Source organism: Novilysobacter selenitireducens (genome assembly GCF_020026895.1).
Classification (GTDB): domain Bacteria; phylum Pseudomonadota; class Gammaproteobacteria; order Xanthomonadales; family Xanthomonadaceae; genus Lysobacter_C; species Lysobacter_C selenitireducens.
The window spans coordinates 194,104-209,000 of record NZ_JAINZW010000002.1 but is presented as its reverse complement, the minus strand read 5'-3'; the positions used below and the strand labels follow the sequence as shown (position 1 = coordinate 209,000).

Annotated in this window: 12 protein-coding genes; 11 read left to right on the top strand and 1 reads right to left on the bottom strand. The window is 68.1% G+C overall.

Features of this window, described 5'->3' with window-relative positions; all coding sequences use genetic code 11:
• Positions 1–202 precede the first annotated feature (202 nt).
• A complete protein-coding gene (locus K6753_RS04750) occupies positions 203–3,958 on the bottom strand; it encodes a methylmalonyl-CoA mutase family protein (RefSeq protein ID WP_223675033.1) in 3,756 nt (1,251 codons plus the stop codon).
• A gap of 176 nt (positions 3,959–4,134) precedes the next feature.
• On the opposite strand from K6753_RS04750, the gene K6753_RS04745 reads away from it, so the two are divergent.
• The 11 genes from K6753_RS04745 to K6753_RS04695 all read left to right on the top strand — a co-directional run bounded on the left by K6753_RS04745 (position 4,135) and on the right by K6753_RS04695 (position 14,845).
• A complete protein-coding gene (locus K6753_RS04745) occupies positions 4,135–4,518 on the top strand; it encodes a hypothetical protein (protein WP_223675032.1) in 384 nt (127 codons plus the stop codon).
• Positions 4,519–4,669: 151 nt separating this feature from the next.
• Complete coding sequence (locus K6753_RS04740) at positions 4,670–5,971, top strand: 2OG-Fe(II) oxygenase (protein WP_223675031.1); 1,302 nt, start codon at positions 4,670–4,672, stop codon at positions 5,969–5,971.
• Positions 5,972–6,158: 187 nt separating this feature from the next.
• Positions 6,159–7,259 carry a Glu/Leu/Phe/Val dehydrogenase dimerization domain-containing protein gene (locus K6753_RS04735; RefSeq protein ID WP_223675030.1) on the top strand — a complete coding sequence of 367 codons (1,101 nt, stop codon included), beginning with the start codon at positions 6,159–6,161 and terminating at the stop codon, positions 7,257–7,259.
• Between the two features lie 317 nt (positions 7,260–7,576).
• Positions 7,577–8,734: an isovaleryl-CoA dehydrogenase gene (locus K6753_RS04730; protein WP_223675029.1), complete on the top strand. Its 1,158-nt coding sequence runs from the start codon at positions 7,577–7,579 to the stop codon at positions 8,732–8,734.
• Between the two features lie 375 nt (positions 8,735–9,109).
• Positions 9,110–9,700, top strand: coding sequence for a GNAT family N-acetyltransferase (locus K6753_RS04725; RefSeq protein ID WP_223675028.1), 591 nt, complete (start codon positions 9,110–9,112; stop codon positions 9,698–9,700).
• Between the two features lie 93 nt (positions 9,701–9,793).
• Positions 9,794–10,969, top strand: a complete 1,176-nt coding sequence (locus K6753_RS04720) for a thiolase family protein (RefSeq protein ID WP_223675027.1) — start codon at positions 9,794–9,796, stop codon at positions 10,967–10,969.
• Positions 10,970–11,114: 145 nt separating this feature from the next.
• On the top strand, positions 11,115–11,483 hold the full coding sequence (locus K6753_RS04715; RefSeq protein ID WP_223675026.1) for a hypothetical protein: 369 nt from the start codon (positions 11,115–11,117) through the stop codon (positions 11,481–11,483).
• A gap of 194 nt (positions 11,484–11,677) precedes the next feature.
• Positions 11,678–12,034 carry a hypothetical protein gene (locus K6753_RS04710; protein WP_223675025.1) on the top strand — a complete coding sequence of 119 codons (357 nt, stop codon included), beginning with the start codon at positions 11,678–11,680 and terminating at the stop codon, positions 12,032–12,034.
• Positions 12,035–12,181: 147 nt separating this feature from the next.
• Positions 12,182–13,792, top strand: a complete 1,611-nt coding sequence (locus K6753_RS04705; protein WP_223675024.1) for a carboxyl transferase domain-containing protein — start codon at positions 12,182–12,184, stop codon at positions 13,790–13,792.
• A 163-nt stretch (positions 13,793–13,955) separates the two neighbouring features.
• On the top strand, positions 13,956–14,492 hold the full coding sequence (locus K6753_RS04700; protein WP_425492065.1) for a bactofilin family protein: 537 nt from the start codon (positions 13,956–13,958) through the stop codon (positions 14,490–14,492).
• Positions 14,489–14,845 (top strand): hypothetical protein, encoded by a 357-nt coding sequence (locus K6753_RS04695; protein ID WP_223675023.1) that lies wholly within the window; start codon positions 14,489–14,491, stop codon positions 14,843–14,845. The genes K6753_RS04700 and K6753_RS04695 overlap by 4 nt, the downstream gene beginning before the upstream one ends.
• Positions 14,846–14,897 lie beyond the last annotated feature (52 nt).

The window sequence follows — 14,897 nt, the reverse complement described above, 5'->3', positions numbered from 1 at the left end:
TTTTGAGTTACTGGCTGCAGGCCCAGAATATCGTCTGCACGACGAGGTTCGGATCCACCATTAAGGATTTCGCGGCAGATTGTTTTCTGATGGCCACGGTCGAACTCGGCGCCATCAACTATTTGAATAACAAATGCTGTTGGCTTTCCACCCTCTTATTCAACATCACTCCCCCTAGTCGTCACATTGCAAAAAAGCGGCCTCACATATTCCGCCGATACTCCCCACCCACCTCATACAACGCATGGCTGATCTGCCCCAGCGAATGCGTCTTCACCGCTTCCATCAGCGATTCAAACACGTTGCGGCGCTCGCGGGCGGTCTTCTGGAGGTAGGTGAGGCCTTGGCCGTTGGGGGTTGCGCTGTCGGCCGAAGCCCCGTTCGCGGCTGAAGCCGCTCCTACAGGGGCGGCGTTGCGCAGCTGCTGGAAGTTGCGGACGTTCTCGATCTGCTGGCCCTTCTCGCCTTCGGTGGAGCGGATGAGTTCGATCTCGGTGACGATGTCGCCGCCGTGGTCCTTGGGCAGGAAGGTGTTGACGCCCACCAGGGGCAGGCTGCCGTCGTGCTTCTTGTGCTCGTAGTACAGCGACTCTTCCTGGATCTTGCCGCGCTGGTACATGGTGTCCATGGCGCCCAGCACGCCGCCGCGCTCGCTGATGGCCTCGAACTCCTTGTAGACGGCCTCCTCGACGATGTCGGTGAGCTTGTCGACGATGAAGCTGCCCTGCCAGGGGTTCTCGCAGAAGTTCAGCCCCAGCTCCTTGTTGATGATCATCTGGATGGCCACGGCGCGGCGCACGGACTCTTCGGTCGGCGTGGTGATGGCCTCGTCGTAGGCGTTGGTGTGCAGGCTGTTGCAGTTGTCGAACAGCGCGTACAGGGCCTGCAGCGTTGTGCGGATGTCGTTGAACTGGATCTCCTGCGCGTGCAGGGACCGGCCGCTGGTCTGGATGTGGTACTTCATCATCTGGCTGCGCGCGGACGCGCCGTAGCGCTCGCGCATGGCGCGGGCCCAGATGCGGCGGGCGACGCGGCCGATGACGGTGTACTCCGGGTCCATGCCGTTGGAGAAGAAGAACGACAGGTTGGGCGCGAAGTCGTCGATCTTCATGCCGCGCGCCAGGTAGTACTCGACGATGGTGAAACCGTTGCTCAGGGTGAAGGCGAGCTGGCTGATCGGGTTCGCCCCGGCCTCGGCGATGTGGTAGCCGGAGATCGACACGGAATAGAAATTCCGCACGCCCTTGTCGACGAAGTACTGCTGGATGTCGCCCATCATCCGCAGCGCGAACTCGGTGCTGAAGATGCAGGTGTTCTGGGCCTGGTCCTCCTTGAGGATGTCGGCCTGCACGGTGCCGCGCACGGTCTTCAGCGTCTCTGCCTTGATGCGCGCGTAGGTCTCGGCGTCGACGACCTGGTCGCCGGTGACGCCCAGCAGGCCCAGGCCGAGGCCGTCGTTGGTCTCCGGCAGCATGCCGCTGTACTCGGGGCGGTGGCGGCCTTCGAACAGCTTTTCGATCCTGTCGTGGGCGGCGTCCCAGCGGGTCTGGTCGGCACGCAGGTACTTCTCCACCTGCTGGTCGATGGCGGTGTTCATGAACATCGCCAGGATCATCGGCGCGGGGCCGTTGATGGTCATCGACACGCTGGTGGTGGGCGCGCACAGGTCGAAGCCGGAGTACAGCTTCTTCATGTCGTCGAGCGTGGCGATGTTGACGCCGGAGTTGCCGATCTTCCCAAAGATGTCCGGGCGCGGGGCCGGGTCCTCGCCGTACAGGGTGACGCTGTCGAAGGCGGTGGACAGGCGCGCGGCCGGCTGGCCGACGGACAGGTAGTGGAAGCGGCGGTTGGTGCGCTCGGGCGTGCCCTCGCCCGCGAACATGCGGATGGGGTCCTCGCCGGTGCGGCGGTACGGGTACACGCCGCCGGTGTAGGGATACGAGCCGGGCAGGTTTTCCTTCTGCAGGAAGGTCAGCAGCTCGCCCCACGACGTGTAGGTTGGGGCTGCGATCTTGGGGATCTGCTGGTGCGAAAGGGACTCGCGGTAGTTCTCGACGCGGATGGTCTTGTCGCGGACCTGGTACTCGTTGACGTCGTCGGTGATGGACTTCAGGCGCGCCGGCCACTCGCGCAGCAGCTTGAGGGCTTCGGAGTCGAGGGACTGGACGGCGTCGTTGTAGCGCTGGCGGAGGGTGAGGAGGGTGCGGTCGACGTGGACGGCCCCCTCTCCCCCCGGGAGAGGGCTGGGGTGAGGGTGCGAGGTCGAGTCATTGGCACCGGCAGCCGAACCCTCTCCCCCGGCCCCTCTCCCGGCGGGAGAGGGGTGCACAGCATCGGCCTGGTACAGGTCCAACTGCTTGGGCAGCTGCGGGTCTTCGAGCTCGCTCAGGGCCTGCCACAGGGACTGGGCGCGGTCGGCGATCTCGGCCTGGGTTTCGATCTGGCGGTTGATGCCGCGGCCCTGCTCGGCGATTTCGGCCAGGTACCGGACGCGGGCACCCGGGATGAGGACGGTGGCGCGGGGTTCCTTGAGCGAGGTGTCGATGTCCGGGCTGTAGTCGCAGCGCCCCGCCTTTGTAGGAGCGGCTTCAGCCGCGATCATGGAACCGGTGTCCCCGCGGGTATCTCCGTTTGCGGATGTCGCGGTCGGGCCTGAAGACCCTCCTACAGGGCCCCCACCGCCGACGCCGTGCTTCTCCCGCAGCAACCGGCACAGGTTGGCGAACATCCAGCTGATGCCGGGGTCGTTGAACTGGCTGGCGATGGTCGGGTAGACCGGAACGTCCTCATCCTTGAGGTCGAACTTCACGCGGTTGCGCTTCCACTGCTTACGGATGTCGCGCAGGGCGTCTTCGGCGCCGCGCTTGTCGAACTTGTTGAGCACGACCAGTTCGGCGAAGTCGAGCATGTCGATCTTCTCCAGCTGGCTGGGCGCGCCGAAGTCGCTGGTCATGACGTACATCGGGAAGTCGACCAGGTCGACGATTTCCGAATCCGACTGCCCGATGCCGGCGGTCTCGACGATCACCAGGTCGTAGCCCAGGCCCTTGAGGAAGCCGATGGAATCCTTGAGCACGGCGTTGGTGGCGGCGTGCTGGCGGCGGGTGGCCATGGAGCGCATGTACACGCGCTTCGACCTCAGCGAGTTCATGCGGATGCGGTCGCCCAGCAGCGCGCCACCGGTGCGGCGGCGGGTGGGGTCGACGGAGATCACGGCGATGCGCATCTCCGGGAAGTGCGCCAGGAACCGGTTGAGCAGCTCGTCGGTGACGGACGACTTGCCCGCGCCGCCGGTGCCGGTGATGCCGATGACGGGCGTCTTGCCGCCGGCCAGCTGCCACTGCTTGCGCATGTGCGAGAGACGGGACTCGTCGAAGGCACCCTCCTCGATGGCCGACATGACACGGCCGATGGCGATTTCGTCGTCGATGTCGGGCTGCGAGGCCTGGGTGGCGTCGTCGCCCTCGCCGGCTTCCATGCGCTTGGCGCGGCCGTCCTCGGCGCGGCGCACCACGTCCTCGATCATCGCCACCAGCCCCATGTGCATGCCGTCGTTGGGGTGGTAGATGCGCTCCACGCCGTAGGCCTGCAGCTCCTTGATCTCTTCGGGCGTGATGGTGCCGCCGCCGCCGGCGAACACCTTGATGTGGCCGGCGTCGCGCTCGCGCAGCATGTCGACCATGTACTTGAGGTACTCCACGTGCCCGCCCTGGTAGGACGACAGCGCGATGCCGTCGGCGTCCTCCTGCAGCGCGGCGCGGACCACGTCCTCGACCGAGCGGTTGTGGCCGAGGTGGATGACCTCCGCGCCCTGGGCCTGGATCAGCCGGCGCATGATGTTGATGGCGGCGTCGTGGCCGTCGAACAGGCTGGCGGCGGTGACGAAGCGCAGCGGCGTGGCGCGCTCGGAATCGACGGTGGACTGGCTGCCGGGCAGCGATGCGGCGGTGGTGCTCATGGCGCGCGCTCAATACGGAAACGGGAATTTCCGGATTGTAGCGCGGCGGCTGAAGCGTCCTTCAGCTAGCTGGCATCGCGCTTAACGGGTCTTCGCGCCGTGTAAACACTTTGGCGGGCCCATGCGTTTTCCCCACCACTGCCGGCGATGAGGCCGGTGCTGGATGGAGATGTTCAATGGCCCTGCGCCCCCTGTTGTTGTCGGCCGTGATCGGCCTGGCCTCCGTGTTCGCGTTCCACAGCCCCGCCGCCGAAGCGCGCGGGTACGTGAGCGTGAGCATCGGCCACCCGCCCCCGCCCCGTTACGAGCGCTACGGGCACCGGCCCGGCTACGCCTGGGTGCCCGGACGCTGGGTTTCGACCGGCTACCGGCACGTGTGGCGGCCCGGCCATTACGTGCGCGTGCGATCGGCTTATCGCCCGGCCTACTACAGCGGCGGCTACCGCCACCTGCCACCGCGGCGGGTGATCCGGCACGTCGGCCGCCCCTATCGACCGGTGTACGGACCCACCCGACCCGGTTACCGCGTGGTGTATCGCCAGCCCGGCTGGGGCTGGTAAGGCGCCGAACGACAGGACACTGCGTGCGTGAGGCCCGGCCGCGCCGGGGTGCCGTGGGGGGACCCCGGCCGGCCGGGCCATTTGTGGTGGGAGGAGGACGACCGCGGCGGCGGCTGTTGGGAGGCCGCCGCGGTCGGGTACGCTGCGCCGGATGACCCGTGGCGCGGCCAACGACGACGACACCGAGCTGGGCGAGCTGCGCAGCGACGCCGCCAGCGGCGTGCCCGATGCGCTGTTCCGCTATGCCACCGCGCTGGTGGCCCGCGGCCGCGTCGAGGAAGCCGCGCACCATTACCACCTGGCCGGCGCCGCGGGACACGCGAATGCGCAGGTCGAATACGCCCGGATGCTGCTGCATGGCGTCGGCACCGATGCCGACCCGTCGATGGCGGTTGAATGGCTGCTGCGGGCCGAGGGCCTGGGCAGCCCGATCGCCGGCTATCACCTTGCACTGATCGGCCTGGGCAACCTGCAGTTGCCGCGCGACGGCCGCATCAACGAGCGCATGCTGACCGCGGTCCAGCACGACTACCCGCCCGCCTTGCGCGCGGCGGCGATCCACTTCGGGCGCAAGCGCAACGAGGAGGACCAGGCCACCTGCATCCGCCTGCTGGAACGCGGCGCGGGGCGCGGCGACCCGATCGCGGCGCTGCTGCTGGCTGAGCGCCTGCACCGCGGCGAAGGCTGCCAGGCACAGCACAACGCCGCCAACGAATTGTGGCTGCAGCTGGCCAAACACGGCGTGCCGCGGCTGCCGGAGATCACCGCGCCCCTGCCCCCGCCGTCGCCGCCGCGCGCATCGGGCGAGGTACCGCCCGGGACGCTCGCATTCGAGGAAGCGCTGCAGCCCGCGCCGTGGACGATGCACAGCCAGCAACCGCGCGTCATGCAGGTCGACCACCTGCTGTCGGCGGACGAATGCCGGCTGATGGTGGCCACGGCGATGCCGTACCTGCGCGCCTCCCGGGTGGTCGACCCGGTGACCGGGCGCAGCGACGCGCGCCAGCTGCGTACCAGCAGCGATGCACCGATCGACCCGGTGCTGGAGGACCTCGCGTTGCGGGTGGTGCAGCTGCGCATCGCGCGTGCGGCGCGCAGCGAGCTGGCGCAGGCCGAGCACCTGATCGTGCTGCGTTACCAACCGGGGCAGGAATACCGCCCGCACCGCGACTACCTGCCCGACCGCGTGGTGCAGGCCGACCGCCCTTCGGCCGGCAACCGCAAGCGCACCATCTGCGTCTACCTCAACGCCGTGGCACAGGGCGGCGAAACCGAGTTCCCCGTGCCGGGCGTGCGCATCGCGCCGGCGCCGGGGCGCGCGGTGGTGTTCGACAACTACACGCCCGACGGCCTGCCGGACCCGGATTCGCTGCACGCCGGCTGCCCGGTGCAGGCCGGCGAGAAGTGGCTGGCAACGCTGTGGCTGCGCGAGCACGCCTACCGGTCCTTCTGAGACCGGCGTCACGCCAAGCCGCGTGAAGGGCATACGCAGCCGTATCGGCCGATTGCTTTAAACTACGGCGCCTGCGACGGGCGGCTTCGGCCGAACTCGCAGGAAATTTCATTCTGAATCAACGACTTATCAACCACAGTTGGCGTAGAGCGCGAAGCGCACTCCCTACGCCGACGCGGAGCACCCGATGATTTTCGAAACCCTCGACACCACCGGCCACGAGCAGGTCGTGTTCTGCCACAACAAGGACGCGGGCCTGAAGGCCATCATCGCGATCCACAACACCGTGCTGGGCCCGGCCCTGGGCGGTACGCGCATGTGGCCGTACAAGACCGAGGCCGACGCGCTCAATGACGTGCTGCGCCTGAGCCGCGGCATGACCTACAAGAACGCGGTCGCCGGCCTGAACATCGGTGGCGGCAAGGCGGTGATCATCGGCGACCCGGCAACCGACAAGTCCGAGGCGCTGTTCCGCGCGTTCGGCCAGTTCGTGGAGTCGCTGGGCGGGCGCTACATCACCGCCGAGGACGTGGGCATCGACGTCAACGACATGGAGTTCGTCTACCGCGAGACCGAGTACGTCACCGGCGTGCACCAGGTCCACGGCGGTTCGGGCGATCCGTCGCCGTTCACCGCCTACGGCACGCTGCAGGGCCTGATGGCCTCGCTCAACAAGAAGTTCGGCGACGAGGAAGTCGGCAAGTACAGCTACGCCGTGCAGGGCCTGGGCCACGTCGGCATGGAGTTCGTGAAGCTGCTCAAGGAGCGCGGCGCGAAGATCTTCGTCACCGACATCAACCAGGGCCTGGTCGACAAGGCCGTGTCCGAGTACGGCGCCGAGGCCGTGGGCCTGGAGGACATCTACGACGTCCCGGCCGACGTGTACTCGCCGTGCGCGCTGGGTGGCACCGTCAACGAGCAGACCCTGCCCCGCCTGAAGGCGAAGGTCATCTGCGGCGCGGCCAACAACCAGCTGGCCAACAACGCCATCGGCGACGAAGTGCAGAAGCGCGGCATCCTGTATGCCCCGGACTACGCGGTGAACGCCGGCGGCGTCATGAACGTCTCGCTGGAGATCGACGGCTACAACCGCGAGCGCGCCATGCGCATGATGCGGACGATCTACCACAACCTCGGCCGCATCTTCGAGATCGCCGAGCGCGACGGCATCCCGACCTACCGCGCCGCCGACCGCATGGCCGAAGAGCGCATCGAGAAGATCGGCAAGCTGAAGCTGCCGCTGGGCCGCGCACAGCCGCGTTTCCAGGGCCGCATCCGCGGGCACTGACCGGTTGAGTTGATGCTGTAAGACGACGGGGCCTTGTGCCCCGTCGTTGTTTGCGAGAATGGACGTCAGTACGGCGCCCTGCATCAACAGCCGTCATTCCCGCGAAGGCGGGAATCCATGGACGTTGAATTAGAGTCCATGGGAAGGCCACGTCCCAACGGCCCTCGGTAGTTGGCGCCTCGTATCCCGTTACAAGTCTGTAGAAGCAAAGTCCATGGATTCCCGCCTTCGCGGGAATGACGACTTGAGAATTGAATGGCCGCCTCGGAGTCCGCGGGACCACGCGCCGGCCACGCCCCAATCCCACAGGAGTTCCCATGCGCCCCTTCCCCCTTGGTGACGAAATCGACGCACTGCGCGAGGCCGTGCGCCGCTTTGCCGAGGCCGAGATCGCGCCGCGTGCCGAGCAGATCGACCACGACAACGCGTTCCCGCAGGACCTGTGGCCCAAGCTGGGCGAGATGGGCCTGCTGGGCCTCACGGTGCCGGGCGAGTACGGCGGCAGCGACATGGGCTTCCTGGCGCACCTGGTGGCGATGGAGGAGATCTCGCGCGCGTCCGGTTCGGTCGGCCTGAGCTACGGCGCGCATTCCAATCTGTGCGTATCCAACCTCTACGCCAACGGCAACGACGCGCAGCGCGGGAAGTACCTGCCGAAACTCTGCACCGGCGAATGGAAGGGCGCGCTGGCGATGAGCGAGCCGGGCGCCGGCTCGGACGTGGTGGGCTCGATGAGCTGCCGCGCCGAAAAGAAGGGCGACGTGTGGGTCGCCAACGGCAACAAGATGTGGATCACCAACGGCCCCGAGGCCGACGTGCTGATCGTCTACATGCGCACCGCAGGCAAGGACGCGGGCAGCAAGTGCATGACCGCCTTCATCGTCGAGCGCGGCATGAAGGGGTTCTCCACCGCGCAGAAGCTCGACAAGCTGGGCATGCGCGGTTCCAACACCTGCGAGCTGGTGTTCGAGGACTGCGAGATCCCGGCCGAGAACGTGCTGGGCGAGGTCAACGGCGGCGTAAAGGTGCTGATGAGCGGCCTCAACACCGAGCGCCTGGTGCTGACCGGCGGCCCGCTCGGCCTGATGCAGGCGGCGATGGACATCGCCCTGCCCTACGTGCGCGAGCGCAAGCAGTTCGACGCGGCGATCGGCACCTTCGGGATCATGCAGGCCAAGATCGCCGACATGTACACGTCGCTGCAGTCCAGCCGCGCATTCGCCTACCAGGTGGGCCGCGACTATGACGCCGGCCACAAGAGCCGCGTCGATGCCGCGTCCTGCCTGTTGCACGCGTCCGATGCCGCGGTGCAGGTCGGGCTGGAAGCGATCCAGACGCTGGGCGGCAACGGCTACATCAACGAGTACCCGGCCGGCCGCATCCTGCGCGACGCCAAGCTCTACGCCATCGGCGCCGGCACGAATGAGATCCGCCGCATGCTGATCGGCCGCGAGCTGTTCGAAGACCGCGCCTGATCGTCCGGGTTTTGCCGTCCTGATCGTCGGGCTCTTGCAGGAGCGGCTTCAGCCGCGAAAGGCCCACTTGACCCGCCGCTTTTGTAGGAGCGGCTTCAGCCGCGAAACGCTCGCCGGGGTGACATTCCTCTTGTAGGAGCGACGTAAGTCGCGATACGCAACTCCAGGCGAGCGCCGGTCGCGACTCACGTCGCTCCTACAGAGGAGCCGGCTTTCTTCGCGGCATCCATCGCGGCTGAAGCCGCCCCTACAGGAGCCGGCTTTCTTCGCGGCATCCATCGCGGCTGAAGCCGCTCCTACAGAAGCCGGCTTTCTTCGCGGCATCCATCGCGGCTGAAGCGGCTCCTACAGGGGCGGCGGGCGTACGCTTTGGCGATGCCCGGCGAACCCTTCACCACCCGCCCGCTGACCCGCGACGACTGGCCGGTCATCGAGGCGCTGTTCGGCGCCAACGGTGCCTGCGGCGGGTGCTGGTGCATGTGGTGGCGCGTGCCGATGGGCGGCAAGGCGTGGGACGCGGCCAAGGGGTCGCCCAATCGCGAGGCGTTCCGTTCGCTGGTGCAGTCGGACCGCGCGTCCGGGGTGCTGGCGTTCGACGGCGACCGGCCCGTGGGCTGGTGCGCGGTCGGGCCGCGCGCGGACTTCCCGCGGCTGGAGCGCAGCAAGGCCCTCGCCCGCCCGTGGTCGGACACGACCTGGTCGATCAACTGCCTGTACGTCCCGGCGCGCGAGCGTGGCCGGGGCGTTGCCACCGCGCTGGTGGACGCGGCGGTCACGCTGGCGTTCGAACGCGGCGCCAGTGAGATCGAGGCCTATCCGCAGGTCGTGCAACCGGGCCAGCGCCAGGCCGGCGCGTTCGTCTGGACCGGCGTGCCGACGCTGTACGAGCGGGTCGGGTTCACCGCGCCCCTGCCCCGCGACAAGGGCCGCGTGCTCTACCGCCTGCCCGCGTCGGCGTCCGACTGAGGCCGCCTCCCGCCGTTTGCGGCAGTGCAGCACGCGGTCGCATAATCGACGGGTTCCGGTCCCCGCGACCGACCCGCAACCCAGGAGTCCCCCATGAGCGACGTCGTCATTGTCGGTGCCAAGCGCACCGCCATCGGTTCCTTCCTCGGCCAGTTCACCGGCGTCGCCACCCCGGTGCTGGGTACTGCGGCCATCACTGGTGCGCTCGAGCACGCCGGCGTCGCACCCGACCAGGTCGACGAAGTGATCATGGGCTGCGTGCTGCCGGCCGGCCTGGGCCAGGCGCCCGCCCGCCAGGCCGCGCTCGGCGCCGGCCTGCCCGACTCGACCGCCTGCACCACCATCAACAAGGTGTGCGGCTCGGGCATGAAGGCCATCATGTTGGCGCACGACGCCATCAAGGCCGGTTCGTCCACCGTGGTGGTGGCCGGCGGCATGGAGTCGATGACCAACGCCCCGCACCTGCTCAACGGCTCGCGCACCGGCATCCGCTACGGCAGCGCCGAGTTCCTCGACCACATGGCGTTCGACGGCCTGACCAACCCGTACGACGGCAAGGCCATGGGCGTGTTCGGCGACATGGCGTGCGACAGCTACAAGTTCGACCGCGCCGCGCTGGACGCGTTCTCCGAAGAGAGCGTCAACCGCGCCAAGAAGGCCGTGTCCAACGGCACGTTTGCCGACGAGATCGTCCCGGTCACGGTCAAGACCCGCAAGGGCGAGGTCGTGGTCGACACCGACGAGGAGCCGGGCAAGATCGACACCTCGAAGATCCCCGGCCTGCGCGCGGCCTTCGGCAAGGAGGGCGTGCTGACCGCCGCATCGTCCTCCAAGATTTCCGATGGCGCCGCCGCCACCGTGCTGATGAGCAGCGAGGAAGCCGCCAAGCGTGGGCTGAAGCCGCTGGCGCGCATCGTCGCCCACGCCGGCCATGCCCAGGCACCGGAGTGGTTCACCACCGCCCCGGTCAAGGCGCTGTCCAACGTGCTCGACAAGGCCGGCTGGAAGGTGGAGGACGTCGACCTGTTCGAGATCAACGAGGCGTTCTCCTGCGTAGCCATGGCGCCGATCAAGGACCTGGGCATCCCCCACGAAAAGGTCAACGTGCACGGTGGCGCCGTTGCGCTGGGCCACCCCATCGGGGCGAGCGGTGCGCGACTGGTCGTGACCCTCTTGAACGCCCTGGCCAAGCGCGGCGGGAAGCGCGGCGTGGCCACCCTGTGCATCGGCGGCGGCGAGGCGACGGCCGTGGCTGTGGAGCTGCTGTAACACCCTCCGCTAAATGCCTGAGCGGGTTAACGATCGGCTAACAAAAAAACCACGCGTTCCCGCTTGACAGCCGAAAACGGCTTGTCATCATGTTACCGGCGCGCAACTGCGCGTTGCCAAACTTATACGACGAGGAAACTGCATCATGTCCATCAACAAGACCCTGCTTGCCCTGGCCATGGGCTTCGCCCTGGCTGCTTGCTCGAACGCCGACCGCGCCCAGGACTCGGCCGCTGAAGCCGCCGACGCTGCTGCCGAGGCCCAGGCCGACGCCGCTGTTGCCGGTACCGATTCGGCCCAGTCGGCTGCTGACGCCGCCGCTGCCGCCGCCGACGCTGCTGCCACCGCCGCTGCCGACGCTTCGGCTGGCGACATGGAAGACAACGCCGACGCTGCTGACGCCGCTGCGGACGCTGCTGACGCTGCCGAGCAGGCTGCGCAGGCTGCCGAGAATTCGGCTGATTCGGTCGGTGCCGACACCGATTCCGACATGGACCCGGACGCCACCAACTAATCGTTGGTTGTAACTGGTTTCGAAAATGCCGCCCTTCGGGGCGGCATTTTTATTGGTGGCGGTTGCATCGGATCTCGATTGCTAAACGCTTCCCTTCACGTCTTCACATCCTGTTTCCGCACCCCTACGGATAGTGCGCCCGCCGGCAGCGTTCCGGCACGACGCTTTCACTGCCGACACACAAGGAGCATCCAATGAATACCAAGCTTTCGATCCTGCTGGCCGCCAGCGCTTTCGCCCTCGCCGCCTGCAGCTCCCCGACCGCCGAGCAGGAGGCCGACGAGGCCGCCGTGCAGGCCGAGGTTGCAGCCGACGCCGCTGGTGACGCCGCCGCTTCGGCCGGCGAAGCCGCCGTTGCCGGCACCGCCGCCGCCGCTGGCGCCACGGCTGCCGCCGTCGACGCTGCTGCCGACCCGGTCCAGCAGGCCTACGAGGAAGGCAAGGCCAATGCCGCCGGCGCAATCGCCGATGGCGCCGCCAACGTCTCGGCCGAAATGCAGGAAGAGCAGGCCGAAGCCAACGCCGAGGCCAATGCCGAAGTCCAGGACTGATCGATTCCGATCATCCGGCTGTAATGAGAGGACCCGCTTCGGCGGGTCCTTTTTTTTTTGCGCGGCGCCGTTGCGTCAGGCCGCGGGGGCGGCGACCGCGACGCCCGCCCGGTATCCTGTCCCGCTTTCACCACGCCCGGCCGACGCATGCCCGCATTGAGCTCCGCACTCGACCCCCGCTCCCAGGACTTCCAGGACAACGCGGCCTACCACCGCGCGCTGGTGGAAGAACTCGACGCCCGGCTGGCACGCGCGGCCGAGGGCGGCGGCGACAAGGCGCGCACCAAGCACACCGAGCGCGGCAAGCTGCTCGCCCGCGACCGCATCACCGCCCTGCTCGACCCCGGCTCGCCGTTCCTGGAGATCGCGCCGCTGGCCGCCGAAGGCATGTACGACGACGCCGCGCCCGCGGCCGGCATGGTCTGCGGCATCGGCCGGGTGATGGGCCAGGAGGTCGTCGTTGTCGCCAACGACGCCACGGTCAAGGGCGGCACGTACTTCCCGATGACGGTCAAGAAGCACCTGCGCGCGCAGGAGATCGCCCGCGAGAACCACCTGCCCTGCGTGTACCTGGTCGACTCCGGCGGCGCGTTCCTGCCGTTGCAGGACGAGGTGTTTCCCGACAAGGAGCACTTCGGCCGCATCTTCTACAACCAGGCGCGGATGTCGGCCGAGAACATCCCGCAGGTCGCGGTGGTCATGGGCAGTTGCACTGCCGGTGGCGCGTACGTGCCGGCAATGTGCGACGAGTCGGTGATCGTCAAGGAACAGGGGACGATCTTCCTGGGTGGCCCGCCGCTGGTGAAGGCCGCCACCGGCGAAGTCGTCGATGCCGAGACCCTGGGCGGTGCCGACGTGCACACTTCGATCTCCGGCGTCGCCGACCACTTCGCCGAGGACGACCGCCACGCGTTGCAGATCGCGCGCGACATCGTCGGCACGTTCAACCGCCGCAAGACGCTGCCGGTGGCCGTGCAGCCGGTGCGCGAGCCGCTGTTCGCGGCCGAGGAGCTGTACGGCATCGTGCCCAGGGACACCCGCCGCCCGTTCGACATCCGCGAGGTCATCGCCCGCATCGTCGACGGCAGCGACTTCCAGGAGTTCAAGGCGCGCTACGGCAAGACGCTGGTCACCGGCTTCGCGCACCTGCACGGGTACCCGGTGGGCATCGTTGCCAACAACGGCATCCTGTTCGCCGAGAGCGCGCTCAAGGGCGCGCACTTCATCGAGCTGTGCAACCAGCGCGGGATCCCGCTGGTGTTCCTGCAGAACATCACCGGCTTCATGGTCGGCAAGAAGTACGAGCAGGCCGGCATCGCCAAGGACGGGGCGAAGATGGTGACGGCGGTGGCGTGCTCGCACGTGCCCAAGTTCACCGTGGTGATCGGTGGCAGCTTCGGCGCCGGCAACTACGCGATGTGCGGCCGCTCTTACGGTGCGCGCTTCCTGTGGATGTGGCCCAATGCGCGCATCAGCGTCATGGGTGGCGAGCAGGCGGCCAGCGTGCTGGCGACGGTCCGCCGCGACGGCATCGAGGCGCGCGGCGGGGAGTGGAGCACGGACGAGGAGGAGGCGTTCAAGTCGCCGATCCGCGACCAGTACGAGTCGCAGGGCAGCCCGTGGTACGCCACCGCCCGCCTGTGGGACGACGGCATCATCGACCCGGCCGATACCCGGCGCGTGTTGGGCCTGGGGCTGTCGGCGTCGCTCAACGCGCCGATCGAGGACCGCACGCGCTTCGGCGTGTTCCGGATGTAGCCGAAGGCGGGCGGCGCGCAGCCGTGACCGCCTTCACCGATGAACGGGGACAACCTGTCGCGCAGCTGAAGAATTCCGCATTGGCCGACGGGCGTCACGTGAGGACGGGGTGAAGCCGGTGCTAAGTTCCCAGTCCCCCTGCTGCTGACGGAACCCCTGACCGATGGCCATCTGGAAAGACACCCCCGCCCCCGCCGCCAAGTCCAACCCGCCCGCACCGACGGCCGTGCCGTCGTCCGGCCCGTCGCCCGAGGCCGCCTCGTTCGACCCGGCCCCGGTGCGTGACATCGCCTCCGCCTCGCCCGGCCACGCGCGCTCGGCCGAGCCGCAGCTGAAGGAGTCGCTGATCGCCTCCGACCTCACCATCGAAGGCAAGATCGAGGGCACCGGCCACGTCCGCATCGCCGGCAAGTTCAACGGCGACGTCAACGTGCAGGGCAACCTGACCATCGAGAACGGCGCCAAGCTGACCGGCGGCGTGCGCGCCCACAAGGTCATCGTGGCCGGCGAGCTGGAAGGCAACATCGAGTCGGCGCAGAAGGTCGAGCTGCTGGAATCGGGCGCGCTGACCGGCGACGTCAAGGCCGGCTCGCTGACCGTGGCCACCGGCGCGCGCATGCGCGGCCAGGTCGACTTCGGCTGGGGCGACAAGGCCTCCGGCAAGGGCGGCAGCAAGGCGGGCAACGACGACACCGCATGAGCGCCACCCGCCCGGGAACCGCAGGTGCGACCCGCACCTGCCCGCACTGCAAGGCGACGATCCTGGAGAGTTCCAGCGTTTGCCCGCAGTGCCGCGGGCACCTGCGCTTCGACGCCGAGGCCAACACCGGCACCACGCTGAAATCAACGCCGCTGCAGGTGGAGGGGACCATTCCCGCCCCTGCGGACGGCGCCTGCGAATACACCATGGTGCTTGCCATCCGCGATGGCCGCGGGCGTGAGATCAACCGCCAGATCGTCGGCGTCGGCGCCATGCAGCCGGGCGAGGAACGCACCTTCAGCCTGGTGGTGGAAGCGACCGAGGTGCCGCTGCACCGGCGCCGCAAGCACTGAGGCGAACGGCCGTCGACGCACGTCGGCGGTCGTCGCTTTCTGTCATCCCAAA

Coding starts and splice junctions, on each gene's coding strand:
- K6753_RS04750 (WP_223675033.1), bottom strand. CDS start 3,958: ATGAGCACCACCGCCGCATCGCTGCCCGGCAGCCAGTCCACCGTCGAT.
- K6753_RS04745 (WP_223675032.1), top strand. CDS start 4,135: ATGGCCCTGCGCCCCCTGTTGTTGTCGGCCGTGATCGGCCTGGCCTCC.
- K6753_RS04740 (WP_223675031.1), top strand. CDS start 4,670: ATGACCCGTGGCGCGGCCAACGACGACGACACCGAGCTGGGCGAGCTG.
- K6753_RS04735 (WP_223675030.1), top strand. CDS start 6,159: ATGATTTTCGAAACCCTCGACACCACCGGCCACGAGCAGGTCGTGTTC.
- K6753_RS04730 (WP_223675029.1), top strand. CDS start 7,577: ATGCGCCCCTTCCCCCTTGGTGACGAAATCGACGCACTGCGCGAGGCC.
- K6753_RS04725 (WP_223675028.1), top strand. CDS start 9,110: ATGCCCGGCGAACCCTTCACCACCCGCCCGCTGACCCGCGACGACTGG.
- K6753_RS04720 (WP_223675027.1), top strand. CDS start 9,794: ATGAGCGACGTCGTCATTGTCGGTGCCAAGCGCACCGCCATCGGTTCC.
- K6753_RS04715 (WP_223675026.1), top strand. CDS start 11,115: ATGTCCATCAACAAGACCCTGCTTGCCCTGGCCATGGGCTTCGCCCTG.
- K6753_RS04710 (WP_223675025.1), top strand. CDS start 11,678: ATGAATACCAAGCTTTCGATCCTGCTGGCCGCCAGCGCTTTCGCCCTC.
- K6753_RS04705 (WP_223675024.1), top strand. CDS start 12,182: ATGCCCGCATTGAGCTCCGCACTCGACCCCCGCTCCCAGGACTTCCAG.
- K6753_RS04700 (WP_425492065.1), top strand. CDS start 13,956: ATGGCCATCTGGAAAGACACCCCCGCCCCCGCCGCCAAGTCCAACCCG.
- K6753_RS04695 (WP_223675023.1), top strand. CDS start 14,489: ATGAGCGCCACCCGCCCGGGAACCGCAGGTGCGACCCGCACCTGCCCG.